Here is a 26548-nt window from a genome sequence, read left to right as displayed (position 1 = left end):
GGGGCGGTCTTTCGACCGCCCCCCTTCTTGTGTGTGCCGTCGGCTATCGGATGATGCCGAGCAGATCGTCCATGGCCTTGTTGTAGTCCTGAAGGAAGGTCGAGAGGTTTCGGTAGACGAAGTTGGCGCTCTCGCTCTCGATCTCGAGCTGCCTCAGGGTGGACTGGGCGTCCATGTACTCGAGGCTCTGGGGCAGCACGTGCGGGGCGTTGACTCCCTCGCGCCTGAACCAGCCGCGCACCGAGTCGACCACGATGCCCTGGCGGGCGTTGACCGGGGCGGCGTAGATCTCGCTGCCGTAGCCGGAGGTGACGAGGTTCGCGGCCCCCGGGATCTTGACGATGGCCAGGTCGCTGTCGTGGTCCTTGCGGTCCGAGTAGAAGGGCACGAGCTGGCCGTCGTTGAGGCCGCTGATCTCGCCCGCGACGCTCTCGCCGATCAGGCCCTTGATGCGGCCGGGCGTCGCCTTGGAGGCATCGGTGAAGTAGCCGTCGCGCTCGAAGGGATAGGCCGCCGACATCACCATCCCGACGGGCTCCTCGACGCCGTTCACGGGGGGGGCCTTCGTCACTCGGGTCTGGCCGGTGGCAGGGTCGGTGGTGATGTCCTGCTGGCGCAGGACGAAGAGGCCCTGGTCGTTGACCAGGTTGTAGATGGGGACCTTGACGCCACCCGACTCGACCACACCCGTCTGCTTCCACTGGAAGGAGCCGTTGCGGGTGAAGAAGACGCGCGCGCCTTCGGCCTTGCTCTCGGCCACGGCGAAGAAGCCGTCGCCCACGATGCTCAGGTGGGTCGAGGTGGCGTTGGCGTCCTGCTCGCGGCTCGGCTTGGAAGCCGCCGGCGAGATCCGGTAGCCCTGGACGATCAGTTCGGAGTTGTAGCTCTGGGCGCCGGCGTGCGAGCCGCGGTTGGAGTTCAGGGGGATCCCCGTGCTCATGTCCACGTTGCCGGACTTGACGCCGAGGAAGATGTCGCGCTTCTTGAAGCCCGGGGTCACCGACCCCATCATGTTGTGGACGATGTTGGCGCGCCACGCATCGATGGAGCGGAACGAGTTGATGAGGTTGTACCTGAGGTCGGAACCCATCGGCACGCTCCTTTACAGTCGAAAAACCAGGCGAGATATGGCTTTCATACCCGACGCCCGCTTGTGCTTAACCCCATGAGGAAACCGCCGGCTCGATCGAGCCGGCGGTTTCGAGGCCAAAGGCGAACGTCGTTAGAACGCGTTGCCGATGTAGAGAGGCATCATCTTGCGCCAGGTGGTCCAATCGTGCCGCATGTCGTGGCCCCACATGTCGAGGTTGTGCCAGATGCCCTTGTCCCAGAGGAGCTTGGACATCTTGCGGGACTGGCCGGGGGCCTCGTAGTCGCCCTGGCCGGTCAGGATGTGGATGTTCTTGCCGTGGGCGCGGAGCTGCTGGATGAACCAGGGATCGTTGAGCCCGGGCATGTAGTGGAACGGCGAGTTGAAGTAGACGTTCTTGTCCACGTAGCCGTCGGTCCAGGGATCCAGGTCGTAGGCGCCCGACATGGCGATGGTGCCGCCGAACATGTCGGGGTGGCGCAGCAGGAAGTTCATGGCGTGGTAGGCGCCCATGCTCGCACCGGTGGTGACGATGTGCTGGCGCGCGCCCATGTGGTTCCAGATGAAGGGCACGACCTCGTTGGTCACGTAGCCGTCGTAGAACTCGTGCTTGCGCGCGCGCTCCGAGGGGTGGATGCGGGTGTTCATCCAGGTGTGCGCGTTGACGCTGTCAATCGAGAAGACCTTGACCTTGCCGGCCTCGATCCAGGGGCGCATGACCTCGATGAGGTAGAAGCGCTCGTACTCCTCGAAGTCCGCCGCCGCAGTGGGGAACATCAGGAGGGGGAAGCCGTAGTGACCGTAGACGGCGATCGGCATCTTCTTGCCGATGCGATCGCTGTACCAGTGATGAACCTCTTTTCTCATGAGATCCTTTCTCGCTTGACGCAACATTGACTTCCACCGGTTGGGCCGGTTCTTCTCTATTGAAACAGAAGAAGCCTCGTTTGTCAGTCCCGTCCGAGGGCCCGCCGATGGCTCGGGTCATTGTATCATTCGGCCGAAATCCTCCACGCAAGTTTCAGTGAGGAGGGGGCGATAACCCTTTTAACGGATTAAAAACAGCTAATGCTTCCTGTAAGGTCCGATGAAAGGGCAACGATGATGTACCGTCTTCAACGTCTAGCGATCGCCTTCACGCTGGCTCTCGGCCTGAGCGGCTGCGGCATGCTGCCAGTGGGCATGCAGGCCGGCGCGAACGATCAGGTCACGGCGCAAAAGCACAAGGCCGGCGCCCTGTCGCTCATCGTTCTGCCCGAGATGGGGCACTCGTCGCTCTTGGATGCGATCCGCGGCGCCAAGAAGTCGATCCAGGTCCAGACCTACATCTTCACCAACTACGACGCGAGCGCCGATCTGGTGAAGGCGCTGGTGGAGCGCGCCCAGGCGGGCGTCGAGGTCAAGGTGATCCTCGAGGCGAATCCCTACATCCCGCCCAAGCCCCTCGCGCCCGGCGAGCAGCCCACCTTCGGCAACAACGTGAACAAGGAGACCATCCAGGCCCTCATCGCGGGCGGGGTGCGGGTCAAGCGTTCGAGCCCCAAGTTCCGCTACACCCACCAGAAGACCATGGTCATCGATGAGCAGACCGCCTACATCATGACCCTCAACTTCACCAACTCGGGCCTGACGACCAACCGCGAGTACGCGGTGGTGGACCGCGACCCCTCGGACATCAAGGAGCTCCTGAAGATCTTCCACGCCGACTGGGAAGAGCTGACCTACCTGCCCAAGGACCCCGACCTGGTGGTGAGCCCCAACAACTCGCGTGCGCGCATCATCAAGCTGATCGACTCGGCCAAGAAGAGCCTGATGGTTCAGTGCGAGTTCGTGAGCGACCCCGAAATCGCCCAGCACCTCGGGGCCCGCGCCAAGGCCGGCGTCGACGTCAAGGTGATGATGGCCCACTTCGACAAGGACCCCAACACCGGCCGCGACTCGAACGCCGATTCGCAGGCCCTGCTCAACGGCCAGGGCGTCAACCAGCTGCTCTTCAACAAGAGCATCAAGATGCACGCCAAGATGATCCTCGCCGACAACGCCCGCGCCTACATCGGCTCTGAGAACATGACCTCCAACTCGCTGGACAACAACCGCGAGATGGGCGTCCTGGTCGAGGACAAGGCCATCATCGAGACGCTCGCCAAGACCGCCGCCAAGGACTGGGCAGCCCGCTAATCCCCTCGGATCGAACAGGCCGGGTCGCAAATGCGACCCGGCCTTTGTGTCGTTATGCGCTCAAGGCTGCCGATAGTCGAAGGGGTAGCCCTTGGCGATCCACTCGTTGATGCCGCCCTTGAGGACGTAGACGTTCTTGGCCTTGTACTGGTTTTGAAGCTGGTAGGCCGCGATGATGCTCGCCTCGTCGTGCGGGCAGGCGCAGTACAGCACCAGGGCATCCTTGGAGTTCAGCTTGGGGGCCCAGAGGGGCATCTCCACGGCGGGCAAGGACTTGGCCCCCATGATCCGCCGGGTGTTGAAGGCCGCCTCCTTGCGGACGTCCCCGATGACGATCCGCTCGCCGCGCTTCTGGCGCTGGATGACCTGCTGGGGGGTCAGGTACTTAGCGGCTTGAAGGGCCTCGGGCGACGGAGGCGTCGCCGCGGCCGCCGGAGCCGCAAGAGGGGATGCGACGAGCGAGAGGAGCATGAAGCCCCCGAAGACGGTACGCGCCAGTGACATAGAAGCCTCCCGAACGTGAACAGCGAGCCGAGCCCTTCCAGTAAAGCAAAGCCCCTTCCGTTCGCTTCTATCCGATGCGGAGAAACAAGTTGGCGATCGCAACCGCCCCCAGAGCGACCCATGCTAAAGTGATAGGGTTCCGGGGCCCGCCCCGTTCCCGACCCAACGCAGAGGATACCGCCACATGAAGACCAAGATTCAGCAAGCCGAAGAACAGCTCGCCTCCCTGCAAGATTTCCTGCTCAGCTCCAAGCCCAAGATGACCGGGGCCGAGATCAACGTCCTGAAGGTCAACTTCGAGGCCGTCAAGGCGCGCCTGCGCGACATCCGCGAGCACCACGAAGAGGAATAGCCCGCGAGGCCAAGCCAGCGTGTAAGGCTTGGCCCGCTTCGGGTATGCAACCCCTGAGCTTGGCGACGACGGAGGAGCCATGATTCAGGGGTTGCCGCATTTGCGGGGGAGAAAGCGTGCGATCGCGGGGCTACTCGCTGGCCTCTGCCTGCTGCATCCGGGACCGGGGCGCGCCGCCCCGGCCGTGCCGAGCGTCGATGAGCGGGTCCAGGCACTCGCCGGCGACATGGGGACGAAGTTCGCCGAGGTCGCCAGGCGTTACCGGCTCAGTCCCGCGCAGGTCTGGCAGCTCAGCGACGCCTTGGGTAACGACGCCTGGGACGTGTTGGCTCGGCGGATGGGAGTCCCCCGCGCCCAGGTCGAGATCCTGTACCAGACCCTCGAGGCCCTGCCCCACAAGCGGCACGACCAGCTGACCCCCTACAACCTGCTCACTCCGGCCAAGGACCGCTGGGGCCTGACCGCCAAGGAAGGCATGATCGGCTGGCAGCGCTACGGCGCCCTGATCGAGAAAGTGGCCATCGAGCAAGAGATAGACCCCTTGATCCTCGGGGCCTACGTCTGGACCGAGAGCAACTTCGACACCAACCAGGACACCCGGCGACGCGGGCTGGTCGCCGTTGGGCTCACCTCGGTCCAGGCCCAGGACCATCCCTGGCTCGGCGCTGACCTCGAGGTGCGGGTCGCGCGCCTCAAGCGTGACCCGCACCTCAACCTGACGCTCGCCGCTCGCGAGTTCAAGTCCCGCTGGAAGCAAGACGACATGTTCGGAACGGTCATGGACGTCTGGTATCCGGCCTGGCGAAAAGGGGGGCGGATCCCCAACCTGGGCACCGCCTACGGGTATGTGCAACTCTTCTCGAATCGCTACTTCTTGCTGATGACGATCATGGGGAGCTAGACTTCCGATCGATCGGTATCCCTCATGCACGCGAAGGGTATAGGGCCCATATGCCGAACACCAAGCCAATCCGCTTTGCTCACCTGACGGATCTACACTTCACGACCCTGCGCCAGAACCGTTACCCGACGGGTGTGCCGGTCCTGGAGGCGACCGTCGCCGATCTCAACGCGCAAGAGGTCGATTTCGTCGTGCTGACCGGCGACCTCTTCCACTACCCGGACCGCGTCCCTGAAGAGATCGACGCCATGCGCGCCATCCTCGAACGCCTGAACATGCCCTTCTACGCGGCCTTCGGCAACCACGACGTGGAGGGCGACGAGGTCCACGCGCGCAAGGAGCTCATCATGCGCCGCCTCGGAGACCACGGCCTGAGCGGCATGCGTCCCCACTACGCGCTCAGCCCTGCCGAAGGGGTGAAGCTGGTGGCGCTGGACTCGACCGACAACGGCTCCGACCGCTACCTGACCTGGCGCGGTCACTTCTCGCGCCATCAGGCCGCCTGGCTCCACGAGACCCTTACCGCGAGCCGCGACGAGCTTGCGATCCTCGCCATCCACCACCCGCCGATCACGCCCTATCCGCTGATGGGCGCGCTCAAGTTCGAAGAGCGGGACCGCCTGCGGCTTCAGGCGGCGATCGCCCCCCACGCCCACGCGCCCCTGATGCTCTGCGGACACTACCACCTGAGCAGCAGCACCCCCTTCGCCTCGACCACGGTGCTCACGGGCCCCTCGCTGGTGGAGCACCCCCACCAGTACCGGATCTTCACCGTTCAGCACCACGCGCACGCCCACGAGATCCGCTACGAGTGGCGCAAGGTCCCACTGCCCATGCACGACGATCGAGCCTGCGCCCGGGGGACGGCCATGCGCCACCTGGCGCTCAACCGCCTCTCCTACGCACGACGGGGCACCGTGACGGTGCCTCGGGTAGGGGCGCTCACCCCCTAGCACCTCTACGCGACAAGCAGGAGGGCCGGTCGATACGACCGGCCCTCCTGCTTGTCGAGGCTGCTTAGTTCTTGAGGATGACGATCGAGATCCGCCGGTTCTCGCTGGCGAAGGGATCCTTCTCGTTGATGGGGTGGGTCGAGGCGAAGCCGCGCACCGCCCAGATGCGCTTTGCGTTCACCCCGTTGGACTCCAGGATGTTGCGTGCCTTGTTGGCGCGATCCGCCGAGAGCTCCCAGTTGGTGTAGCCGTTCCTGAGGGCCAGCGGATGGGCATCCGTGTGGCCGCCGATCATGATGTGGTTGCTGACCCCCTTGAGCTCGCGGGAGATGGCCTTGAGGATGTCGACCGTGCGTGGGGTCGGCGAAGGCGCGCCGCTGTCGAACAAGACGTCTTTCGCCTTCTCGACCACCGAAAGCTCGATCCCTTCGGGCGTCTCTTTGACCTGGATGCTGTCACGGAAGGGCCAGAGCGAGCCTTCCAAGAGGGCCTCCTGGATCTCGGCCGCGATGCTCTCGGTCGAAGCCGGCGGCTCTATGACGTCGGGGATCGGCTGGATGCCGATGGGCGGGTTCTCGATGATGGTGGCGTTGACCGGCACCTCCGTCCCCTTCATGACCCCCTTGCCCTGACCGAAGATCGAGGGATCACGGAAGTACTCGGCGATCCCCTTCTTCTGGTCCTTGGTGCTGAGGCCCGTCAGCCACAGCACCAGAAAGAGGGCCATCATCGCCGTCATGAAGTCGGCCAACGCGACCTTCCAGGATCCCCCGTGATGCCCGCCGTGACCGCCTTTGCGTCTGCGCCCCACTGATTAGGCCCCCACCCCGGCGGCCTCAGCCGACGCCCCCGAGCGCCCCGATACGATGGCATCGAGCTGCTCGGCGGTCGGGCGGTTGTAGGAGTAGATGGCCTGGCGGCCGATCTCGACGGCCACGATGGGGTCACAGCCGCTGAAGTAGGCCCCCACGGCCTCGCGGATGCACTGGAAGTAGCGGGCGCTCTCCTTGGCTTGCCCCTCGATGTTGGCGGCGATGGGCTGGATCATGCCGTAGGAGAGCAAGAGGCCGAGGAAGGTGCCGACCAGCGCCGCCGAAATGGCGTGGCCAAGGACTTCGGGGGGAGCGCTAAGGCTCTGGAGGGCGATGATGATGCCGAGCACCGCCGCCACGATGCCCAGACCGGGCAGGGCGTCCGCGACGCGGGTCAAGGAGGCGCTGCCAAGGCCGCCCTCTTCGTGGTGGGTCTCTAGGTAGATGTCCATCGCGAGCTCGATGTGCTCGGGCTTCGCCTGGTAGCTGATCGCGAGCTTCATGGAATCGCACAGGAACTCGAGGGCGTGGTGGTTCGCCAGCAGGGTCGGGAAGCCGCTGAAGGCCTCGGACTCGTGGGGGGCGGCCAGATCCGCTTCGACCGTCAGGAAGCCCTCGCGCTTGGCGCGGGTGAAGATCGCGAACATGGCGCCCAGGATCTCGTCGTAAGCCGCCCGGGTGTACTTGGATCCGGCGAAGACGGTGGGTAGCTCCTTGGTGATCTGCTTGAGGACCGGCGCCGGGGTCGCGCAGAGCATCGCCCCGAGCGCCGCCCCGCCGATGATGAGGAGCTCGTATGGCTGATAGAGGACCACGAGGGGGCCGCCCTCCGCCATGAACCCTCCAAAGACCGCGCCAAAGACGATGAGCAGCCCGATAATCGCGAACACCTGGAATCACCTCGACAATATCGATATAGAAACGAAAATCCGCCACCATGACAAGCAGGGGAGCGCCCGTCCACCTATACCCCGTTCATCCGCAAAAGCTACCTTTTTAATTGCGGAAGATTCGCCTAAGATGGGGGTCCCAGCCCATCACCCTCGCGAGGAGGCCCTCCATGACCCCGTCCCCCCCGAGCTTCGAAGCGCTCGGCCTAAGGCCCGAGCTGCTCGGCGGCCTTGCGCGACTCGGTTTCGAGCGCCCCACCCCCATCCAGGCCTCGAGCATCCCCTCCCAGCTCGAAGGCCACGACGCGGTGATCCAGGCCGAGACGGGCACGGGCAAGACTCTCGCCTACGGCCTGCCCCTGCTGAACGCCATCGCGGGCACCCCCCTGCGCCCCCGGGCCATGATCCTGGTGCCGACCCGCGAGCTGGCGCTGCAGGTGCGCGACGTGCTGCGCGAGGCCGCCCGCAAGTGGCGCCCCGCGATCCATGCCCTGGTCGGCGGCGAGGCCATCGAGCCCCAGCTCAAGCTCATCGACAAGGGGATCGCCGTACTGGTGGGGACGCCCGGCCGGGTGCACGACCTGGTCCGACGCGACGCCTTGATGCTCAAGCACTGCCGTACCGTCGTCCTCGACGAGGCCGACGAGATGCTGCTGCGCGGCTTCAAGCACGACCTGGACGGAATCCTCGCGGCGCTGCCCACCGAGCGCCAGACCGTCCTGGTCTCGGCCACGGTCGGCCCCGAGGTCCAAGCCTACGCCGAAGCGACCATGCGCAAGACGGAGGAAAAGGCCCCCCTCCAGCCCGCCACCACCGCCAAGACCCTGACTCACCATCACGTGGCGGTTCCCAAGGACGGCAAGCTGCCCATCCTGACCAAACTGCTGCGCGAGGAGCCGGGACAAGCCATCGTCTTCGTTCGGCTCAAGGAAGACACCAAGCGCGTGGCCATGCGCCTGCGCCAGGCGGGGCTCGCCGCCGCCTACCTCAACGGTGACTTGCCGCAGGCGAACCGCAACGAGACCATGGCGCGCTTCCGTGACGGGCTCTACCGGATCCTGGTCGCCACCGACGTGGCCTCGCGCGGGCTCGACATCCCCGAGGTCGATCTGGTCGTCAACTACGCCGTGCCGCCCGACGTGGACCAGTACGTCCACCGCGCGGGCCGCTCGGGCCGTGCCGGGCGCGAGGGACGGGCCGTGACCCTCAGCTACCGCGAGGAGGTCGAGGCCCTCAAGCGCCTGCGCACCGGGATACCGCTCGAACCCCTCAAGATCGCTCCGCCCCGTTCCGGCAGCGACGACCACATCCGGCCTTGGAAGCCGCCCGTCGAGGCCTTCGAGGCGCCCGAGACTCCGAGCAAGAATCCTGCCGCGAAGCCGCCCAGGACCAAGATCTCGCGCCATCTGGACTGGCATGAGGATCGACCCGATCGCAGGGATCGACGCAAGCGTTGACCCCTAGCAGGCGACAATTCATGCATGAAATGTCGTCGATCGTTTTTGCTCCTGACCGTCCTCGCGCTGAGCGCCGCCGGCTGCCAGGCCCCGCTTGCGGGCACGGGTCTTCCGGCCGCCGCTGAAGGCTTCGACGCCATGCTCGCCGCCTCGAAGGCGGGGATCGTGCGCATCAACGTCGGCCTCGGCGCGCTGAGCGCCGCCCAAGCCGCCGAAATCGGCAAGCGTCACGGCCTCGAACTGGTACGGCACCTCGGCGCCACGGGCCTTGCGACCTACCAGGTGAAAGGCGCCAAGCCTCAAGACCTCTCAGCCCTTTCGCGGCAAAGCGGCGTGCGCTACATCGAGCGGGACGTGACCGGCACCCTGAGCGACGCGGCACCCTCCCGCGCGATCCCGAACGACCCCGGCTTCGACGAGCAGTGGGACATGCAGCGGATGAAGGTCGCCGACGCCTGGGAGATCCGCGAGGGCGCCACGGACGCGGTCATCGCCGTGATCGACACAGGCTGCGACCTGAAGCACCCGGAGCTCGCCCCCAAGCTCGTGAGCGGCCACAACGTCACGGCCCCCACCCGCGTGCCCCAGGACGACCTGGGGCACGGGACCGCCGTCGCGGGCATCGCGGCGGCCGCCACCCACAACGGCGAGGGCCTCGCGGGGGTCGCCCCCAACGCGCGGCTGATGCCCGTCAAGGTCAACGTCTCGAACACCGGCGCAGTGCGCGCGGCCGACGCCGCGGCGGGCATCGTCTGGGCGGTCGATCACGGGGCGAGCGTCCTCAACATGAGCCTGGGCTTCGCCGAGGGTGAGGACGGCCTGACGGCAAGCGGCCTTCGGGCCCTCAAGGACGCGGTGACATACGCCCTCGAGCGCAACGTGGCGATCGTGGCCGCGGCCGGCAACATCGGAGATCGGCCGATCAAGACCTATCCCGCCTGCTGGAGCTCGGAGCCCGGCTTCGAGGGCCTGATCGCGGTGGGCGCCCTGGACCGGAACGACCGGCGCGCGAGCTACTCCAACTATGGGGCGTTCGTGACCGTGACGGCCCCTGCCGACGACGTGCCCGCCCTCGCCATCGGCGGCTACGGCCGCTTTGGCGGCACTTCGGCCGCAGCCCCCCACGTGAGCGGCCTCGCGGCCCTGCTCATCCACCCCTCGCGCCCGCCCTCGGCCAAGACCCTGCGCAAGTGGATCGTCACGAGCGCCCGCGACCTGGGTACGGCCGGCTGGGATCAGCAGTACGGCGCCGGTTGCGTGGATGCGCTCGAAGCGATCCAGACCAGCACCCGCGAGCGCTAGCTCAACAGCTCCTCGATCACCCGGGCCACCCCGTCCTCGCGCACGTGGTGGGTGACGCGATCGGCGACGGCCTTGACGGCGTCGGGCGCGTTGCCCATCGCCACGCCGAGCCCCGCGTACTCCAGCATGTCCAGGTCGTTCATGCCGTCGCCGAAGGCCACGATCTCCTCGCGCGAGACCCCCAGGCGTTCTGCCACGTGCTGGAGGGCGACGCTCTTGCGGATGGTGGGGTTCGCGATCTCGAGGAAGATGGGGATCGACTCGGTGACGTAGAGCTGCTCGCCGAAGCGCTCGCGCAGGGCGGGCACCCACTTCTGGACCGCCTCGGCCTCGGCGATCGCGACGATCTTGGTCGGCTCGGTCGTGAGGGCCTCCTCGAAGGTGGGCACCACCTTGGGAACGACCCGCGAGACGCTGGAGTAGAGCTCGGCCTCGGGGCTCATGCGCTCGACGATGAGCTCGTCATCCACGTACAAGTTGAGATGGAAGCCCGACGCCCTCAGCGACTCGAGCGCCTCGTGGGCGAGGGGCATGGGGATGGTGCGGTGCCACAGGTCCGCCTCGGTGAGGTGGTCCCGGATCAGCGCCCCCTGGTAGGTGATGAGCGGGGTCTTGACCCCGCAGGCCCGGGCGTAGGGCAGGGTGGCGCGGTACATGCGCCCGGTCGCCATCACGAAGTGGACCCCGGCCTCGTGGGCAAGCTCCACGGCCCGCCGGTTGCGCTCCGAGACCTCGAGGTCGCGCCCGATGAAGGTCCCATCGAGGTCGGTGGCGATCAGTTTCGGGCGCATGGGCAGACTCCTTACTCGGGCGCGGGGCAGGACGATGACAGTCTAGCAGATGCCCACGCCGAAAGGGGCCAAGGGGTCCGAGGCAAAGCGGGTCAGCGTGATATAATCGAAAGCCGCCCCTTTCTCGCACCGCCGGTCCATTCGGCAGGAGGTCCCCCCGTCATGAGCGCCCGTCAAAACGCCATCTTCATCGTCACGGGCCTCTCCGGGGCGGGCAAGAGCCTCGCAATCCGCTGCTTCGAGGACATGGGCTTCCTCTGCGTGGACAACCTGATCCCGCCGCTCTTGCCCCAGTTCATCGAGCTGACCTATCCCAGCATGCACCAGATCGCGGTGGTGATGGACTCGCGCGGCGGCAGCTTCCTCGACGAGCTGACGAACGTCTTGGAGCAGATCAAGCCCAAGGGCTACCCCACCACGGTGGTCTTCCTGGAAGCCTCGGACAACATCCTGCTGACCCGCTTCAGCGAGACCCGCCGGCGTCATCCCCTCTGGGGCGAGGCCACCCTCGTCGACTCGATCAAGCAGGAACGCGATCGCCTCGCCGAGATCCGCGCGGCCGCCGACGTCATCATCGACACCTCGGACCTGACCGGCAAGCAGCTCAAGGAGAAGCTCATCGCGAGCTTCATCCAGACCGATCAGGTCGACGGCTCCATGCAGGTGACGGTCAAGAGCTTCGGCTTCAAGTACGGCCCGCCCATGGACGCGGACCTGGTCTTCGACGTGCGCTTCTTGCCCAACCCTCACTACGACCCGGACCTCAGGCCCTTCACCGGCCTCGACGAGAAGGTCCAGGACTTCGTCCTGAGCCACCCGGTCACCCTGGAGTTCCTCGAGCGCTTCATCGACCTGGCCTCGTTCCTGGTGCCCCACTACCGCAAGGAGGGCAAGACCCACCTGGCGATCGCCATCGGCTGCACCGGCGGCCGCCACCGCTCGGTGGCGATCGCCCACTACCTGGCCGAGTACCTGCGTCGGGGCGAGACCCCGGTCATCGAGGAGCACCGCGACATCTCGCGCCATCCCGACTACTACGGCGCCGAGCCGCAGCCCCGCGCGGGCGCCTAAAACGGCCATGCGGCAGCTGCTTCGCTGGCTCACTCCGGGCCTCGGCATCAAGCGCTGGGTCGCCCTTTCGTTGTTCGGGGTTCTCCTGAGCAACACCGGGGTGATCTTCCTGACCTACTTCGTGCTCATGGAGCTGCGCGGGCGCGAGCCGCGCGTGGCGACCGTCATCGAAGGGGTTGCGCTCCTGGCCCTGGGGGCGGTGATCGCCTTTCTCGGCGCCCGGCGCCTCATCCGCGAGGTGGTATGGGTGCTGCACCCCGCGCCGCCGCGCCTGGTGGATGCCTTCCACCGCCAGCGGGTGCGCCGGGGGCCCAAGCTCGTCGCCATCGGGGGCGGCACCGGCCTCTCGACCCTGCTGCGCGGGCTCAAGGCCTACTCGGACAACATCACCGCCATCGTGGCCATGACCGACAACGGGGGCTCCAGCGGCCGCCTGCGCGAGGAGCTGGGGGTGCTGCCGCCCGGCGATCTGCGCCACTGCCTCACCGCTCTCGCCGGCGAAGAGGAGCTGCTCACCAAGCTCTTCGACTATCGCTTCACGGCGGGCAGCTCGCTTTTGGGCCACTCGTTCGGCAACCTCTTCCTCACGGCCATGGCCGACATCACGGGCGATCTGGAGCAGGCCATCCGCGCCTCGAGCAGCGTTCTTGCGGTCCGCGGCCAGGTGCTGCCCGCGACCCTCGAAGCCATGGAGCTCGTCGCCATCCTCGAAGGTGGCGAGGTGGTCCGCGGCGAGCAGCAGATCTCGACGAGCCCGGTGCCCATCGCCATGGTCCGCTCGGAGCCCGAGGCCCCGATGGCCCTGCCCGAGGCGATCCGCGCCATCCAGGAGGCGGACGCCATCATCATCGGGCCCGGCAGCCTCTACACCAGCCTCGCCCCCAACCTGCTCATCCCCGAGATCGTGGAGGCCCTGCTCATGAGCAAGGCACCCAGGCTGTACGTCTGCAACGTCATGACCCAGCCCGGCGAAACCGATCGCTACTCCGTCGCGGATCACGTCCGCGCCCTCCAGCGCCTGGGCGGGCCCGACATCATCCAGGACGTGCTGGCCAACCAGGAGCTGCCCCAGCGCCTGCTCGAAAAGTACGAGGCCCAGGGCCAGCACCCGGTCGCCTTCGACCGAGAGGCCTGCAAGGCCCTTGGCGTCCAGGCCTTCAGCGCTCCCCTGCTCGACGAGGGGGACGTGGTCCGGCACGACCCCGCCGCGCTTGCGCGCGCCATCGTGGAGTGGCTCCTCAAGGCCCGCAAGGAATCGGGCGAGAAGATCCTGCCCTTCCCCACCGAGGCCGAATGGTCCGCCAAGAGCAAGGGGTGGCTATGAGCGCGCCGACCTTCTCCCAGGAGGTGCGCAGCCACCTCGCCCAGGTCGAGAACGACCGCCCCTGCTGCCAGAAGGCCCTGCTGCTGGCGCTGCTCTCGGTCTGCGCCTCCGAGGCCGCCGAGGGCCAGCTGATCGTCTCGCTCGAAAACGGAGGGGTGGCGCGACTCCTCTTCAAGCTCGCCAAGCAAGCACTCGGCGTCACCCCTCACCTGCACGACCCGGACCCCTCGCAGCGCGGCACTCACTACCGCCTGGTACTCCCCATCCCCGCCGAGGGGCTGGGCGGGGTCATGAGCCTCGACGACTTGCAGCGCACCATCCGCCGGCGTGCCTGCTGCCGCCGTGCCTTCTTGCGCGGGGCCTTCCTCGGCTGCGGCTCGATCGTCAACCCTGAGCGGGCGTACCACCTGGAGTTCACTGCCACCGGCGAGCTGAGCTCGTGGATCGTCGTGCTCCTCCAGGACGAAGGGGTCAAGGCGGGGCACTACCGCCGCTCGGGCCATGCCCACTGGACCGCCTACGTGAAGAAGAGCGAGGACATCGCCACCTTCTTGACTCTGGTCGGCGCGGTTCCCGCCCTCTTGGCCCTCGAAGAGCTGCTCATCAGCCGAGACCTCAAAAACAACGTCCAGCGCGCGGTCAACTGCGAGACGGCGAACCTGGACCGGACCGTTTCGACCGCCCAGGAGCAGATCGCCCGGATCGAGACCCTCGAGAACACCGGCCGCCTCAAGGCGCTGCCGCCCGAGCTGGTGGAGACCGCCGAGCTCCGACGCGAGAATCCCTTCGCAAGCCTCGCCCAATTGGCCGAGCTCCACTCGCCGCCCCTCTCCAAGTCGGCCATCAACCACCGCCTTCGCAAGATCGCGCAACTAGCCGACGGCGGGGATGCCTCGACCACGCATTAGCGCCTCCCCCACCGGGGATGTAGACGGCCCGACCGCCTTGGGCGGCTCGACCAAACAGTTTTTCTCACCACGCTTAGGGTATAAGACGCTCGATGACCAACCAGGAGATTCTCAGAGCCGGCCATGCGGCCTTCGAGGCGGGCGACGACGCCACGGCGATCGCCACCCTCAGCCGCATCACCGCCCAGGACCCGTCGGCCTATGCACAGGCCCTCTTGATGCTGGGCCGCTCCTACGCGCGTACCAAGCAGCTGGACCAGGCGCGGTTCTGCTTCGAGGAGTCCTACAACACCCGCCAGAGCGCGCGCACCCTCTATCACCTGGGCGAGTGCCTCTACCAGATGGGCGATCGCGAGGGGGCCGAGTCGTGCCTCTCCAACGCCGCCCAGTCGGACGAGACCCTGACCGACGCCTACATCCTGCTCGGGGTGGTGCGCAAGGAGGCCGGCCGCTACAAGGAAGCGGTCCCCTGCTTCGACAAGGCCCTCAAGAACGACCCCAAGGCGATTGTGGCACGCTACCAGATCGCCCAGGTCGCCTTCGAGCTGGGCGACATGCAGCGTGCCGCCTCCCAGGCCCACCTGGTGTTACAGCACTCCGAACAGTTCGCCCCGGCGCACCTGCTGTTGGCCAACATCTCCCTCAAGCTGAGCGACTTCCGCCAGGCCGCCGTCGAGTTCTGCCGTGTGCTCGAGCTGAACGGGCCCGACGCCGCCGTCTACGTGTCGCTGGGCCGCGCCTTCGCGCACTTGCACGACCTGCCCCAGGCCATCCAGGCGTTCGAAGCCTCCCTCGACATGGATCCGAGCAACGAGCTCGCCCTCTCGGCGGTGGCGCGCCTGGCCGAGCGCCACGGCGACAAGGAGACGGCCGGCAAGTACTTCCGGCAGCTCTTGCGCTTCCCCAACTCGGCGCAGCTCGCAGGCGACGCCCTGGTGCGGCTGGGGCTGCCCGTCGAGGCGCCTCCGGCTCCAAAGGCCGAGAAGAAGGGCAAGAAGGGCGCCAAGGGCGCCAAGCCCGATGTCGCGAGCGCTCCCAAGCCCAAGGGCCCGGCGGTCTCCTTCTCGCCTCCCAAGATGATCGATCGCGCCACGCTCCCCAAGTCGCTGCCGACCCAGGCGCCGGGCCGCGTCATCGGCGCGAGCAAGACCGCGCCGCTCGGCAAGACCCCCACGAGCACCTCCGGCCCCTTGCCGCCGCGCCCGGTGCCGCAGCCGGCGTCCCCCACCACGCCGCTCGACAACCTCTTCGACGGCCTCAACCGCCTGATCGACAAGACCCCGCTCAAGGACGCCATCGACCTCTCGGGCGTCCAAGAGTCGGCGAACGCCATGGTCCGCAGCGTGACCGGCCGCCTCAACCCCGAGATGGTCAACAAGGTCAAGACCGGGCTCCTCGCCAAGATCCAGCCGGGCAAAACCCCGAGCGCGCCCATCCCGCCCGTCCAGCCGACGCCGCCGCAGGCCGCCGCGCGCCCATCCCTGAAGGGCGCCCCGGGGGCGCCCGCAAAGCCTGCGCCCGCCAAGCCGGGACCTGCCAAGCCGACGACGCCCCGCCCCAAACCGAAGGGCTAGGTAGCACATGGCAGCTCCCGCCCCAAGCAACCGAGACCTGTTGAAAGCAGCGACCGACGCCTTCAACGCCCAGGCCTACCCCGACGCCATTGCGGCACTCGGCAAGGTCACGGCCGAGGACAGCGGGATCCAGGCCCAGGCGCTGGCCCTGCTCGGTCGTAGCAAGAGTCGCACCGGCGCCTACGCCGAAGCGGTCGCAGCGCTCGAGCAAGCCATGACCCTGAGGCCCAGCCCCTTGAACCAGTACTACCTGGGCGAGGCCCGTTTCCAGCAGGGCGATCACGAGGCAGCGCTCGACGAGCTCAAGGCTGCCGTCGCGCTCGACCCCACCCTGACCGACGCCTTCATCCTGATCGGCACCATCCACCGCAGCAAGGGCCGTTACGACGAAGCGACCAAGGCCCTCAACCTGGCGCTGCGCAACGACCCCAAAGCCGTGGCGGCCCGCTTCCAGCTGGCGCAGGCCGCCTACGACGCGGGCGACCTGCAGCGCGCCACCTCGCAGGCTTTTCTGATCATCCAGCAGCAGGAGGACTTCGCACCGGTCCACCTGCTCCTCGGCCACTGCGCCCTGCGGCTCAATGACTTTCGCCAGGCAGCTTACGAGTACTGCCGGGTGCTCCAGCTCCAGGAGCCGACCCTCGAAGTCTACGAGGGGCTGGGACGCTCTTTCGCCAACCTCAAGGACTTCCCCCAGGCGATCAAGGCCTTCGAGGCGGTGATCGCCATGGCACCGGACAACGAGATGGCGTACGTGGCGGCCGCGCGCCTCTGCGATCGCCAGGGCGAGAAGGAAAAGGCGATCAAGCTCTGGCAGCGCACCCTGCACTTCCCCAAGTACGCGCAGCTCGCAAGCGATGCGCTCGCCAAGCTCGGCGCCGAGAGCGCCGGGACAGGCGCTGCCCCGGCAGCCGCCCCCAAGAAGAAGGGCAAGGCCGGCGCCAAGCCCGCAGCCCCTGCTGCCATCGACCTCACCAACCTGCCGCGCGACTTCGAACCGCCGCGCCAGCTCGACCGCAGCACCCTGCCGCAGCGCGCCCCGGCCCACATGCCGACCGCGCCGCTCACGAACCACGCGGCGGGCACCCTCAGCCTCGCCTCGCGCCAGCCCCAGAAGACCCAGCCCTTCACCGCGCCGCTCACCACCCCGCATGCGGCCCCGCTGCCCGTGCGCACCGAGCCCCAGACGGTCAAGGAAAAGTTCACCAGCGCCCTCGATCAGATGCTGCGCCCGTCGCTCGAGGCGATGGCCTCGCTCATGGCCAAGGCCCGCAAGCAACCCGACAACAGCCCCCCGGTCGATGGCGGCTCCCACGAATCCATCGCCTCCATGATGGCCAAGCGCGCCGCAGAGCAAGCAAGCGCGCAGGCCCCCGCGCCCGCCAAGCAAAAGGCGCCGGGAAACCCGGCGCCCAAGAAGACGAAACCCCGCTAACTCACCCCTCGAACAGCGCCCCCGCGATGGCCAGGGCCGCAAGGCTGGCCGTTTCCGTGCGCAGGATGCGGGTGCCGAGGCTGACGGCGATAGCCCCCGATGCCACGAGGGCCTCGCCTTCGCTCGGGGTGAAGCCGCCTTCGGGGCCCACCACCAACTCGACGGCACCCGGCACGCGCGGCTGAGCAAGGGCCTTCACGAGCGGCACCTTGCCCTCGCGCTCGAGGCACGCCAGGCGCGTCACGGCCTCTGCCTGCGAAGCCGCAAGCCATGCGCGAAAGGGAATGGGCGCCTCGACGGTGGGGACCAGGGCCCGCTCGCATTGCTCGGCCGCTTCCTTGGCGATCGCCTGCCAGCGGCGCACCTTGTCCTGGGCCTTGTCACCCTGGATCTTCACCACCGAGCGCTCGGTCAAAACCGGGACGATCCGCGAGACGCCGAGCTCGGTGGCCTTCTGGACGATCCACTCGAACTTCTCACCCTTGGGCATGCCCTGCACGAGGGTCAGCTGCACGCCGAGCTCCCCGCCTGCGGACTCCTGGGCCGTCACGCGGCAAGTCACCGCGCGCTTGTCGAGGGCCGTCACCTCGGCATGGAAGAGGGTGCCCTTGCCGTCGAGGGCGTAGAGCGGATCGCCCTCCTTGAGGCGCAGAACGCGGGCGGCGTGGTTGGCGTCCTCATCCAGGAGCACGAGGGTATCGCCCTGGATCTGGGAAGGGGGCAGGAAGAAGCGGGGAAGGTCGCGCATAAGAGGTCCTGATCAGGGGGCGGGCTTGTGCATGTGGACGATCGTGAAGCGGGGGTCCTTGGAGAGGTCGACGAGGGAACCTTCCAGCTCGATGAGCGGCCGCATCAGGTGCGGGCGCGTCACGCGCACGACCCGGGCGATCTGGCCCGTGTTGAGCTCCACGTAGCAGTTGACGGGATAGGGGACGATGAACTTGACGAAGGCCTGGACGATCCGCGGATCGAAGTGGTTGCCCGCGCCGTTGATGATGGCCTGGTAGACCACGTTGGGGGGCAGGCCCTTCTTGTAGGGGCGATCCGAGATGAGGGCGTCGTAGACGTCCACCACCGAGACGATGCGGGCGAACTCGGAAATGGCCGTGCCGCTCAGCTTCATGGGGTAGCCCGAGCCGTCGAACTTCTCGTGGTGCTGGAAGACCACGTTTTTGATCTCGGTATTCGCCCAGGCGTAACCCGACAGCAGCATGATGCCGTTGGCCGGGTGGGTGGCCATGATGTTGAACTCCTCCTCGGTGAGCTTGCCTGGCTTGTGCAGGATGCTCTCGGGGATCATGGCCTTGCCCACGTCGTGCAAGAGGGCGCCGATCCCGAGGATGCGCAGGCGCTCGGGCGAGTAGCCGAGTGCCGCCCCCACGACCAAAGCGAGGCTCATGACGTTGGAAGAGTGGGAGTAGGTGTACTCGTCGTAGACCCGCAGGTCGATCAGGCTATTGAGCAGCTCCTTGTTAGTGACGATCCGCTGGATGGTCGATTGCACCGACTGGTCCACGCTCTGGATGTCGATGCGGTTGGACTGCTTGACCTGGCTGTGAAGGTGCTTGATGGTCTGGACGTTGCGCTCCAGGACCTCGTTGCGGATGGCCTGAGGCTTGAACTGGGTGCCCTTGGCGCTGGGCCTGGGCGCTGGCGCGCTCGCGGAGGCCTTGGCGGGGCGAGGCGGCTGGGTGGGGTTGGTCGAGGTGGCGCCGTGGGCGCTGGGCTTGGTGAAGCGCAGGACGGGCGGATCCTTGGGGGCCTCGGCGGGTGACACGGCCTTGGAAAGGAGCGCCTCGCCCTCGCCCTCAAGCGAGACGCCACCCTTGGGGGCCCCCTCCATGTCGATGACCCGGACGGCCCGAAGCTCCATGCGCTGCAACAGGATGATGTGGTGCTGGGTGAGGGCCGTGCCGCTCGTCCAGATGACCTGCCGCGTGAAGGGATGGCAAACCGGCTCGGCAAGGACCATGCCGGGCGCCAGGTCTTGGGGCATGAGTTTCCGTTCGCTCACGCGGGGCTCCTCACGAGGACGTGGGGCTCGAACAAGGATTATAGCGTATCGGTCACGTCGAGGTGGATCGGACCGAACTCGCCGGTGCGGACCTTGAAGGTGAGGTGATGGGTGCCCTCGGCGAGCGGCTCGCCGCGCACCGAGACCGACACCGTGACGCCCTTGGCGAAGGGAACCGGGGCCTGCTCTGAGATCGCGTGGCCGCCGCGCACCTCGCCGAGGGCCGAGAATTCGAGGCCTTCGAGCGGGGCGAGCTCGCCGCCCACCGCGATCGCGTCGATCCCCACGATGGTGGCGCTCATCATGTGGTTGTGGACCTCGAAGCGAAAGCCCTCGGCGTGGTTCGCGAGGCTGCCCTGGCGGTACATCTGCTTGAGCAGGAAGGCAGGAATCTGCATCACAGGCCGAGCTTTGCGAGCAGCTCGCGCTTGCGGCTCGCAGGCAAGCGATCGCCGATCCGCGCCGAGAGCTCCGCGGCGAGCGCCGCGCCGTCACCGGCGCCGAGCGCGTCCGAGAGCAGGTCCATGATCAGGTTGCGCTCGGTCTTACTGAGGGTCGCAGCCTCGAGGGTGTGCTCGGCGAAGACGGCCCAGGTCTGGGGCCAGAGGCGCTGGACGAGGCGCGCCAGCTCCTGGGCGTAGACCCGGATCTCGTACTGGGCGTTCGGGGCCATGCGCAGGTTGAGGAAGTGCAGCCAGTTGCGAAGGTTGGCCTGGGCGCGGAAGCGGGTGTACTGGGAGAGGGGCAGGTTGATGCGGGCGAGCTCGCGGGCGACCCCGGCCTCAAGGTAGCCCTCGTAGTGCTCACGCACCAGGGCCTGATCCTCGGCGATCGATTCGAGGAAGGCCTGCTTGGCCGCATCATCCAGGGCCTCGCCCGAGGCCTGCTTGTTGGTCATCGACTGGCCCTGCACCCGCTCGACCGAGGGCTGGTAGTAAAGGGCGGGCATCTCGGCGTAGCGGCCCGAGAACTCGTTGAAGCTCTGGGTGCGGTGGCGGTGCCACTCGCGCGCCACGAAGATCGGCACCTGGACCTCGATCTGGAGCACGGCCATCTCGAAGGGGGTGGCGTGCGCGTGGCGCCACAGGAAGTCGCGGGTGGCGGCGTCCTTGGCCTCGTCCACCCCGGTGGGGTTGCCCGTGCTCATGCGGGCGGCCTCCAGGGGCGTCAGGTCGTCGCCCAGGTGGGCCACGTAGCGCAGATAGCCGTGGTCGAGGACGGGAATCGGCTCGCCTTGGAGGACCTGCTCGGGGGTGGGGACGGGACGTGCGGTCGCGACTTGGTTCATCATGCCCCCATGCTATCGCTCGCCGGCCTCGCAGGCAAGGCTCAAATCGCGAGCGGCGCCCCCTCGCGCGAGGGGGCGCCGAGAAGGCGGCGGGCGTCAGTCCCGCGCCATCATGGCCGCAAGCTCCTTTTCGAAGTCGCGGTACCTCTCCCCGCTCAGGTCGAAGACCACCTGCTTGAGGACGCCCCCCTTGAAGGGGAAGGGTGCCGCGTAGTCGTCCGTGACGGCTTCGGGCCCTGCCCGCCCCACCAGCAAGACGCCCCCCGAGAGGCCGAACTTGGCCGCCTGGGTCAGGATCGGGGCTTCGGCGACCTTTCGATCGTCGATGTAGAGGGCCGCGCAGCCCTTGAAGCCGAGGGCATCCTGCTGCTCCAGGCGGAACCTCACGCCGAGGCGGGTGGCCTTCATCGGGACCTCGACGTCCGAGACCAGCTTCTGGATGCGCTCGCCCAGCCAGTTATAGATGTAGCAAAGCCTGCCGTCCTTGAGGAACAGGGTATGCCCACCGAAGCGGCTTCCCTCGGCGAAGAGGACGCCTTCGGCCTCGGGCGAGGTCAGCGTCACTTCGGCCACGATGTTGTAGGACCGGCCCCGAATGCTCGCGACGACCGATTCGGGCACTCCCTCGGTGTCCGGGTAGTAGACGAAGGTGCGCCGCGGCTTGGCAAGTGCGGGCTTCTCCGCACTAAGAATTTCGACCGCCGAGCGATCGTCGAGGGGCAGACCCTGGTACTTGCCGGCCTGCATGGACCAGAGGTTCTTCAGCTGCTCCAGCTTCTCGGGCATCTGCTCGGCGAGGTCCTTCATCTGGTTGCGGTCTTCCTGGAGGTTGAAAAGCTCCCAGCGATCAGCCTCGAAGTGCCCCCAGCTCGCGGGCGTCGGCGGGTGCACGGTGCTCGCCTGCCACCCCTGGTACCAGACGCCCCGCGTGCCGAGCATGGTGTAGAACTGGACTTGCTTGGGGGTCGGCGCCTCGGCGTCCTCGAAGGTCCCCCGGAAGCTCACCCCCTCGATCGGGGCCTGGGGATAGCCCTTGACCGACTCGGGGGGCGTGATGCCCAGGCAGTCGTACAAGGTGGGCACGATGTCGACCGCATGGATGTACTGGTCGCGCAGCTCGCCCTTCGCCTTGATGCCCTTGGGCCACGAGACGATGCAAGCGTCCGCCGAGCCGCCCTCGTAGCTCGCGTAGCGCTTGAACATCTTGAAGGGGGTATTGAAGGCCATCGCCCAGCCGGTCGGGTAGTGATTGTAGGTCGCCTCGCTGCCCAAGGCGTCCAGGGCCTTCAGGTTCTCCTCGATCCGGTCGGGGACCCCGTTGAAGAACTTGTTCTCGTTGACCGAGCCGTTGGGGCCGCCCTCCCCGCTCGCCCCGTTGTCCGAGACAACCACGATGAGCGTGTTCTCGAGCTGGCCCGACTCCTGGAGATAATCGAGCAAGCGCCCGATCTCATGGTCCGTGTACGAGAGATACCCCGCGTACACCTCGGCCATTCGGCAGAAGAGCTTCTTTTCGTCCGCGCTGAGCGACGCCCATGGGCGTACCGTGTCGCCCTCGGGCCAGGGCTGCCCCTCGGGGCCCCTCACGTCAGCGAAGGGGTTGATGGGGGGCAACTCGGTGCTCTGGGGCACGATCCCTCGCTTCTTCTGGTTGGCGAGCACGGTCTCCCGGTACGCCTCGTACCCCATGTCGAACTTGCCCTCGTACTTGTCCGCCCAGTCCTTCCAGACCTGGTGAGGCGCATGGGCGCACCCCGGGCAGAAGTACATCATCCACGGCTTCTCTGGCGCGATGACCTTGGCGTCGCGAATGAAGCGGATCGCCTTGTCCACCACGTCCTTGCTAAAGTGATACCCCTCCTGCGGGCTGTAGGGTTGCTCGACGGGGTGGTTGTCGTAGACCAGGTCGGGGTGCCACTGATCCGTTTCGCCGCCGAGGAAGCCGTAGTAGCGCTCGAAGCCGCGCCCGAGGGGCCAGCGAACCTTGGTGCCGGCCATGTTGCACTCCTCGTCCGGGGTCAGGTGCCACTTCCCGAGGGCGTAGGTGTTGTAGCCCCGCTCCAGGAGCACCTCCGAGATGAAGGCGTTCTCAAAGGGGATGTGGCCGTTGGAGCCGGGGAAGCCGGTGGCCCCCTCCGTGATGCAGGCCATGCCGTTGCTGGTGGCGTTGCGACCGGTCAAGAGGCACGAACGGGTCGGCGAGCACAGCGCCGTGGTGTGAAACTGGGTGTAGGTCAGGCCGTTGTCGGAGATGCGCTTGAGGTTCGGCATCTCGATCAGGCCACCGTACATCTCGAGCGCCCCGAAGCCCGTGTCGTCCAGCACGATGTAGAGCACGTTCGGCGCCCCGTCCGGGGCCTTCGGGGGCTCGTAAGCACTCCAATCCGGCTTGGAATCGCGCACGTCCAGGGCGATGCGCCCTTTGAACTCCTTGGCCATTGTCCCCTCTCCCGCCATTCTTCGAGCCCGAGCGCGCCCACCCTAGCATCGGCCTAGACGGGGACAAAGCGACTAGCACGCGAAAGGGCAGGGCGCATGAAAAAAGGCGCCCCCCTCTCGGGGAGCGCCGAAGCGAGATTGTCGCTTACTTGGTGGTGAGGTTGTACTTCTTCATGAAGCGCTCGACACGGCCCTCGGTGTCGACGATCTTCTGGGTGCCGGTGAAGAAGGGGTGGCAGGCCGAGCAGATTTCGGTGCGGATTTCCTTCTTGGTGGAACCGGTCTTGAACTGGTTACCGCAGACGCAGGTGACGTTGATCTCGTTGTACTGGGGATGGATGTCGGCTTTCATGGTTTCTCCAACTGGGATAAGGCCCCGGTATCCCACCAAGAGGGGACACCATCGAACCTGGCGGACCGCTCGGCGGGGACGGCCCGGAACAAAACGCCGATAAAACTGGTCTCCTATGGTAGCACCCGCCAATGGCGCGGGTCAACGGCTTCGGAAGCCCGCTTGTGATATACTGGGGTTTCTGGAAAAATGACGCATTGACCGTGCCTCGTCACGGCCTCCGACCCCGGGCTTCGGCCCCCACCGCTAACACGAACTGAGGTAGCAAGACCCCCATGATGAAGCTGCTGGGCAAACTGCTGGGCGACGCCAACGAGCGCAAGATCAAGGCCATCCGGCCCCTCTTGTTCAAGATCAATAGCCTCGAAGAGGAGATCGCCAAGCTCAGCGACGAAGAACTGCGGGGCAAGACTGCCGAGTTCCGCCAGCGGCTCGCCAACGGCGCCCCCCTCGACAGCCTCCTGCCCGAAGCCTTCGCCACCGTCCGCGAAGCTGGCAAGCGAGCGCTCGGGATGCGCCACTTCGACGTCCAGATGATCGGCGGCATCATCCTCCACAAGGGCCAGATCGCCGAGATGCGCACGGGCGAGGGCAAGACCCTGGTCTCGACCCTGCCGGCCTACCTCAACGCGCTGCCCGGCAAGGGCGTCCACGTCGTCACCGTCAACGACTACCTCGCCAAGCGCGACAGCGAGTGGATGGGCCAGCTGCACCGCTTCCTCGGCCTCGACGTCGGCCTGATCCAGCACCACCTCTACCCGCACCAGCGCCGCATGGCCTACGGGGCCGACATCACCTACGCCACCAACAACGAGCTGGGCTTCGACTACCTGCGCGACAACATGGCGGGCACCATCGAGGACTGCGTCCAGCGCAAGCTCCACTACGCCATCGTCGACGAGGTCGACTCGATCCTGATCGACGAAGCCCGTACCCCGCTCATCATCTCGGGCCAGCTCGAGCAGTCGGCGGACCTCTACGAGAAGCTCGCCCGCATCGCCCCCAAGCTCAAGCGCGACGCGGACTACACCCTCGACGAGAAGGCCAAGAACGTCATCCTGACCGAGGACGGCATCACCCACGCCGAGAAGCTCATCGGCGTGCGCGACCTCTACGACGCCAACAACCCCGAGCTCGCCCACCAGCTGATCAACGCCCTCAAGGCGCGTGAGATCTACCTGCGCGATCGCGAGTACGTGGTCCGGGTCAACCCCGAGAACGGCCAGCACGAGGTCGTGATCGTCGACGAGTTCACCGGCCGCCTGATGGTCGGCCGCCGCTACTCGGACGGCCTCCACCAGTCCATCGAGGCCAAGGAAGGCGTGCCCATCCAGGACGAGACCCAGACGCTCGCCACCATCACCTTCCAGAACTACTTCCGCATGTACGACAAGCTCTCGGGCATGACGGGCACCGCGGCCACCGAAGAGGCCGAGTTCGGCAAGATCTACAACCTCGAAGTCTCGATCATCCCGACCAACCGCCCCATCCAGCGCCGGGACCTCTCGGACGTCGTCTACAAGACCGTCAACGCCAAGTTCAACGCGGTGGCCGACGAGATCGCCGAGATGCACAAGGCCGGTCGCCCGACGCTCGTCGGCACCGTGTCCATCGAGAAGAGCGAGTTCCTGTCGAGCATCCTCAAGGAGCGGGGCCTGCCCCACAGCGTCCTGAACGCCAAGTTCCACGAGCAGGAAGCCAAGATCGTCGCCCAGGCGGGCCGCGCGGGCGGCATCACCATCGCCACCAACATGGCGGGCCGCGGGACCGACATCATCCTCGGCGGCAACCCCGAGGGGCTGACCGGCGAGCTGCTGGTGGCCGCCGGCTACGAGGACCCGACCCAGGCTCCCGCCGAGGCCGTTATCAAGGCCCGCGAGGAGGCCACCCGCGTCTGCGCCGACGAGAAGGCCCAGGTCATCCAGGCGGGCGGCCTGCACATCATCGGCACCGAGCGCCACGAGAGCCGCCGCATCGACAACCAGCTGCGCGGCCGCGCAGGCCGTCAGGGCGACGTGGGCACCACCCGCTTCTTCCTGTCGCTCGAAGACGACCTCATGCGCCTGTTCGGCGGCGATCGCATCTCCAAGATGATGGACCGCCTCAACGTTCCCGAAGAGGAGGCCATCGAGCACGGCCTGGTTACCCGCGCCATCGAGGGCGCCCAGCGCAAGGTCGAGGTCTACCACTTCAACATCCGTAAGCAGGTCCTCGAGTACGACGACGTCATGAACAAGCAGCGCGAGATTATCTACGCCGAGCGGCGCAAGGTGCTCGAGGGCGCCGACATGCGCGAGAACGTCCTCGGGATGATCAAGCGCGTGGTCTCGGATCTCTGCGACCAGTTCACCAACCCCCAGCTCCAGCGCGACGAGTGGGACTTCCAGGGCCTCATGCAGGGCATGGCCGATTACATCCCGCTGATGGGGGCCATCCCCCAGGCCGAGATCGAAGAGCTGGTCAGCCCCGAGGCCATCAAGCAGCACCTGACGGATGCGGCGATCGCCGCCTACGAGGCCAAGGAAGCCACCATGCAGCCCGAGATGCTGCGCCAGATCGAGCGGATGCTGCTCTTGCGGGTCTTCGACCAGAAGTGGATCGAGCACCTGCACGACATCGACGCCCTGCGCGACGGCATCGGCCTGCGTGCCTACGGCCAGAAGGACCCGCTGCAGGAGTACAAGCGCGAGGCCTACGAGCTGTTCCAGAACCTGCTCGGCGCCATCCAGCACGACATCGTCCGCCAGGTCTTCCACGTCCAGGTGGTCTACGACATGCCGCAGCCGGAGCCCATGCACATCCACAACATGGTCCTCCAGGGCCCGGACGGGGTCGAAGCCTACGACCCGGCGGCCGAAGAGAGCAAGAACGCGTAACCAACGAGAAGGAACCCACCGTGACGCTTCAAGAATG

General features: G+C 66.8%; 24 protein-coding genes. 12 read left to right on the top strand and 12 right to left on the bottom strand.

Annotation, left to right across the window (positions count from 1 at the left end):
* Window positions 1–43: 43 nt before the first annotated feature.
* The gene (locus J7643_01145; protein ID MBO9539178.1) at window positions 44–1090 is read right to left on the bottom strand and encodes a hypothetical protein; all 1047 of its coding nucleotides are present in this window, start codon (window positions 1088–1090) and stop codon (window positions 44–46) included.
* 132 nt (window positions 1091–1222) lie between these two features.
* The gene (locus tag J7643_01140; GenBank protein ID MBO9539177.1) at window positions 1223–1957 is read right to left on the bottom strand and encodes an esterase family protein; all 735 of its coding nucleotides are present in this window, start codon (window positions 1955–1957) and stop codon (window positions 1223–1225) included.
* Window positions 1958–2191: 234 nt separating this feature from the next.
* On the opposite strand from J7643_01140, the gene J7643_01135 reads away from it, so the two are divergent.
* Window positions 2192–3268 (top strand): phosphatidylserine/phosphatidylglycerophosphate/cardiolipin synthase family protein, encoded by a 1077-nt coding sequence (locus J7643_01135; GenBank protein MBO9539176.1) that lies wholly within the window; start codon window positions 2192–2194, stop codon window positions 3266–3268.
* Between the two features lie 60 nt (window positions 3269–3328).
* Here the strand turns inward: J7643_01135 and J7643_01130 are convergent, their stop codons facing one another.
* Complete coding sequence (locus J7643_01130) at window positions 3329–3772, bottom strand: rhodanese-like domain-containing protein (protein MBO9539175.1); 444 nt, start codon at window positions 3770–3772, stop codon at window positions 3329–3331.
* A gap of 184 nt (window positions 3773–3956) precedes the next feature.
* On the opposite strand from J7643_01130, the gene J7643_01125 reads away from it, so the two are divergent.
* The 3 genes from J7643_01125 to J7643_01115 all read left to right on the top strand — a co-directional run bounded on the left by J7643_01125 (window position 3957) and on the right by J7643_01115 (window position 5978).
* Entirely contained in the window at window positions 3957–4124 is a 168-nt protein-coding gene (locus J7643_01125; GenBank protein ID MBO9539174.1) for a hypothetical protein, read from the top strand.
* 79 nt (window positions 4125–4203) lie between these two features.
* Complete coding sequence (locus J7643_01120) at window positions 4204–5025, top strand: hypothetical protein (GenBank protein MBO9539173.1); 822 nt, start codon at window positions 4204–4206, stop codon at window positions 5023–5025.
* Between the two features lie 50 nt (window positions 5026–5075).
* Window positions 5076–5978, top strand: a complete 903-nt coding sequence (locus tag J7643_01115; GenBank protein ID MBO9539172.1) for a metallophosphoesterase — start codon at window positions 5076–5078, stop codon at window positions 5976–5978.
* Window positions 5979–6042: 64 nt separating this feature from the next.
* Here the strand turns inward: J7643_01115 and J7643_01110 are convergent, their stop codons facing one another.
* Window positions 6043–6789 (bottom strand): OmpA family protein, encoded by a 747-nt coding sequence (locus J7643_01110; protein MBO9539171.1) that lies wholly within the window; start codon window positions 6787–6789, stop codon window positions 6043–6045.
* 3 nt (window positions 6790–6792) lie between these two features.
* Window positions 6793–7680 carry a flagellar motor stator protein MotA gene (gene motA / locus J7643_01105; protein MBO9539170.1) on the bottom strand — a complete coding sequence of 296 codons (888 nt, stop codon included), beginning with the start codon at window positions 7678–7680 and terminating at the stop codon, window positions 6793–6795.
* 170 nt (window positions 7681–7850) lie between these two features.
* Here motA and J7643_01100 point away from each other — a divergent pair, with 170 nt between their 5' ends.
* Both J7643_01100 and J7643_01095 read left to right on the top strand, forming a co-directional pair.
* Window positions 7851–9137 carry a DEAD/DEAH box helicase gene (locus J7643_01100; protein ID MBO9539169.1) on the top strand — a complete coding sequence of 429 codons (1287 nt, stop codon included), beginning with the start codon at window positions 7851–7853 and terminating at the stop codon, window positions 9135–9137.
* Between the two features lie 24 nt (window positions 9138–9161).
* Window positions 9162–10439, top strand: a complete 1278-nt coding sequence (locus J7643_01095; protein ID MBO9539168.1) for a S8 family serine peptidase — start codon at window positions 9162–9164, stop codon at window positions 10437–10439.
* Here J7643_01095 and J7643_01090 read toward each other — a convergent pair.
* Window positions 10436–11230: an HAD family phosphatase gene (locus J7643_01090; protein ID MBO9539167.1), complete on the bottom strand. Its 795-nt coding sequence runs from the start codon at window positions 11228–11230 to the stop codon at window positions 10436–10438. The two genes, J7643_01095 and J7643_01090, sit on opposite strands and share 4 nt — an antisense overlap.
* A 162-nt stretch (window positions 11231–11392) precedes the next feature.
* Here J7643_01090 and rapZ point away from each other — a divergent pair, with 162 nt between their 5' ends.
* From rapZ to J7643_01065, 5 genes are all read left to right on the top strand, one after another.
* Window positions 11393–12301: an RNase adapter RapZ gene (gene rapZ / locus J7643_01085; GenBank protein MBO9539166.1), complete on the top strand. Its 909-nt coding sequence runs from the start codon at window positions 11393–11395 to the stop codon at window positions 12299–12301.
* A 7-nt stretch (window positions 12302–12308) separates the two neighbouring features.
* Window positions 12309–13625: a YvcK family protein gene (locus J7643_01080; protein ID MBO9539165.1), complete on the top strand. Its 1317-nt coding sequence runs from the start codon at window positions 12309–12311 to the stop codon at window positions 13623–13625.
* The gene (whiA, locus tag J7643_01075; protein ID MBO9539164.1) at window positions 13622–14533 is read left to right on the top strand and encodes a DNA-binding protein WhiA; all 912 of its coding nucleotides are present in this window, start codon (window positions 13622–13624) and stop codon (window positions 14531–14533) included. The genes J7643_01080 and whiA overlap by 4 nt, the downstream gene beginning before the upstream one ends.
* Window positions 14534–14625: 92 nt before the next feature.
* A complete protein-coding gene (locus J7643_01070; GenBank protein MBO9539163.1) occupies window positions 14626–16107 on the top strand; it encodes a tetratricopeptide repeat protein in 1482 nt (493 codons plus the stop codon).
* Between the two features lie 7 nt (window positions 16108–16114).
* Window positions 16115–17542 (top strand): tetratricopeptide repeat protein, encoded by a 1428-nt coding sequence (locus J7643_01065; protein ID MBO9539162.1) that lies wholly within the window; start codon window positions 16115–16117, stop codon window positions 17540–17542.
* Window position 17543: 1 nt separating this feature from the next.
* Here the strand turns inward: J7643_01065 and J7643_01060 are convergent, their stop codons facing one another.
* The 6 genes from J7643_01060 to rpmE all read right to left on the bottom strand — a co-directional run bounded on the left by J7643_01060 (window position 17544) and on the right by rpmE (window position 23635).
* Window positions 17544–18290: a 16S rRNA (uracil(1498)-N(3))-methyltransferase gene (locus J7643_01060; protein MBO9539161.1), complete on the bottom strand. Its 747-nt coding sequence runs from the start codon at window positions 18288–18290 to the stop codon at window positions 17544–17546.
* 12 nt (window positions 18291–18302) lie between these two features.
* Complete coding sequence (locus J7643_01055; GenBank protein MBO9539160.1) at window positions 18303–19556, bottom strand: HD-GYP domain-containing protein; 1254 nt, start codon at window positions 19554–19556, stop codon at window positions 18303–18305.
* A gap of 38 nt (window positions 19557–19594) precedes the next feature.
* Window positions 19595–19954, bottom strand: a complete 360-nt coding sequence (locus tag J7643_01050; protein MBO9539159.1) for a hypothetical protein — start codon at window positions 19952–19954, stop codon at window positions 19595–19597.
* Complete coding sequence (gene thyX, locus J7643_01045) at window positions 19954–20847, bottom strand: FAD-dependent thymidylate synthase (protein MBO9539158.1); 894 nt, start codon at window positions 20845–20847, stop codon at window positions 19954–19956. The genes J7643_01050 and thyX overlap by 1 nt, the downstream gene beginning before the upstream one ends.
* 93 nt (window positions 20848–20940) lie before the next feature.
* Entirely contained in the window at window positions 20941–23301 is a 2361-nt protein-coding gene (locus J7643_01040; GenBank protein ID MBO9539157.1) for an arylsulfatase, read from the bottom strand.
* Between the two features lie 127 nt (window positions 23302–23428).
* Window positions 23429–23635 (bottom strand): 50S ribosomal protein L31, encoded by a 207-nt coding sequence (gene rpmE / locus J7643_01035; protein ID MBO9539156.1) that lies wholly within the window; start codon window positions 23633–23635, stop codon window positions 23429–23431.
* A 275-nt stretch (window positions 23636–23910) separates the two neighbouring features.
* Between rpmE and secA the strand changes: the two genes are divergently transcribed.
* Entirely contained in the window at window positions 23911–26511 is a 2601-nt protein-coding gene (gene secA / locus J7643_01030; GenBank protein MBO9539155.1) for a preprotein translocase subunit SecA, read from the top strand.
* Window positions 26512–26548: the final 37 nt, after the last annotated feature.

Source organism: bacterium, assembly GCA_017744355.1.
Taxonomy (GTDB): Bacteria; Cyanobacteriota; Sericytochromatia; order S15B-MN24; family UBA4093; genus JAGIBK01.
This window is presented reverse-complemented; position numbering and strand designations above follow the sequence as displayed.

Bases quoted from the DNA above. Each gene is read 5' to 3' on its own strand.
- J7643_01145 (MBO9539178.1), bottom strand. From the start codon at position 1,090: ATGGGTTCCGACCTCAGGTACAACCTCATCAACTCGTTCCGCTCCATC.
- J7643_01140 (MBO9539177.1), bottom strand. From the start codon at position 1,957: ATGAGAAAAGAGGTTCATCACTGGTACAGCGATCGCATCGGCAAGAAG.
- J7643_01135 (MBO9539176.1), top strand. From the start codon at position 2,192: ATGATGTACCGTCTTCAACGTCTAGCGATCGCCTTCACGCTGGCTCTC.
- J7643_01130 (MBO9539175.1), bottom strand. From the start codon at position 3,772: ATGTCACTGGCGCGTACCGTCTTCGGGGGCTTCATGCTCCTCTCGCTC.
- J7643_01125 (MBO9539174.1), top strand. From the start codon at position 3,957: ATGAAGACCAAGATTCAGCAAGCCGAAGAACAGCTCGCCTCCCTGCAA.
- J7643_01120 (MBO9539173.1), top strand. From the start codon at position 4,204: ATGATTCAGGGGTTGCCGCATTTGCGGGGGAGAAAGCGTGCGATCGCG.
- J7643_01115 (MBO9539172.1), top strand. From the start codon at position 5,076: ATGCCGAACACCAAGCCAATCCGCTTTGCTCACCTGACGGATCTACAC.
- J7643_01100 (MBO9539169.1), top strand. From the start codon at position 7,851: ATGACCCCGTCCCCCCCGAGCTTCGAAGCGCTCGGCCTAAGGCCCGAG.
- J7643_01095 (MBO9539168.1), top strand. From the start codon at position 9,162: ATGAAATGTCGTCGATCGTTTTTGCTCCTGACCGTCCTCGCGCTGAGC.
- J7643_01090 (MBO9539167.1), bottom strand. From the start codon at position 11,230: ATGCGCCCGAAACTGATCGCCACCGACCTCGATGGGACCTTCATCGGG.
- rapZ (MBO9539166.1), top strand. From the start codon at position 11,393: ATGAGCGCCCGTCAAAACGCCATCTTCATCGTCACGGGCCTCTCCGGG.
- J7643_01080 (MBO9539165.1), top strand. From the start codon at position 12,309: ATGCGGCAGCTGCTTCGCTGGCTCACTCCGGGCCTCGGCATCAAGCGC.
- whiA (MBO9539164.1), top strand. From the start codon at position 13,622: ATGAGCGCGCCGACCTTCTCCCAGGAGGTGCGCAGCCACCTCGCCCAG.
- J7643_01070 (MBO9539163.1), top strand. From the start codon at position 14,626: ATGACCAACCAGGAGATTCTCAGAGCCGGCCATGCGGCCTTCGAGGCG.
- J7643_01065 (MBO9539162.1), top strand. From the start codon at position 16,115: ATGGCAGCTCCCGCCCCAAGCAACCGAGACCTGTTGAAAGCAGCGACC.
- J7643_01060 (MBO9539161.1), bottom strand. From the start codon at position 18,290: ATGCGCGACCTTCCCCGCTTCTTCCTGCCCCCTTCCCAGATCCAGGGC.
- J7643_01050 (MBO9539159.1), bottom strand. From the start codon at position 19,954: ATGCAGATTCCTGCCTTCCTGCTCAAGCAGATGTACCGCCAGGGCAGC.
- thyX (MBO9539158.1), bottom strand. From the start codon at position 20,847: ATGATGAACCAAGTCGCGACCGCACGTCCCGTCCCCACCCCCGAGCAG.
- J7643_01040 (MBO9539157.1), bottom strand. From the start codon at position 23,301: ATGGCGGGAGAGGGGACAATGGCCAAGGAGTTCAAAGGGCGCATCGCC.
- rpmE (MBO9539156.1), bottom strand. From the start codon at position 23,635: ATGAAAGCCGACATCCATCCCCAGTACAACGAGATCAACGTCACCTGC.
- secA (MBO9539155.1), top strand. From the start codon at position 23,911: ATGATGAAGCTGCTGGGCAAACTGCTGGGCGACGCCAACGAGCGCAAG.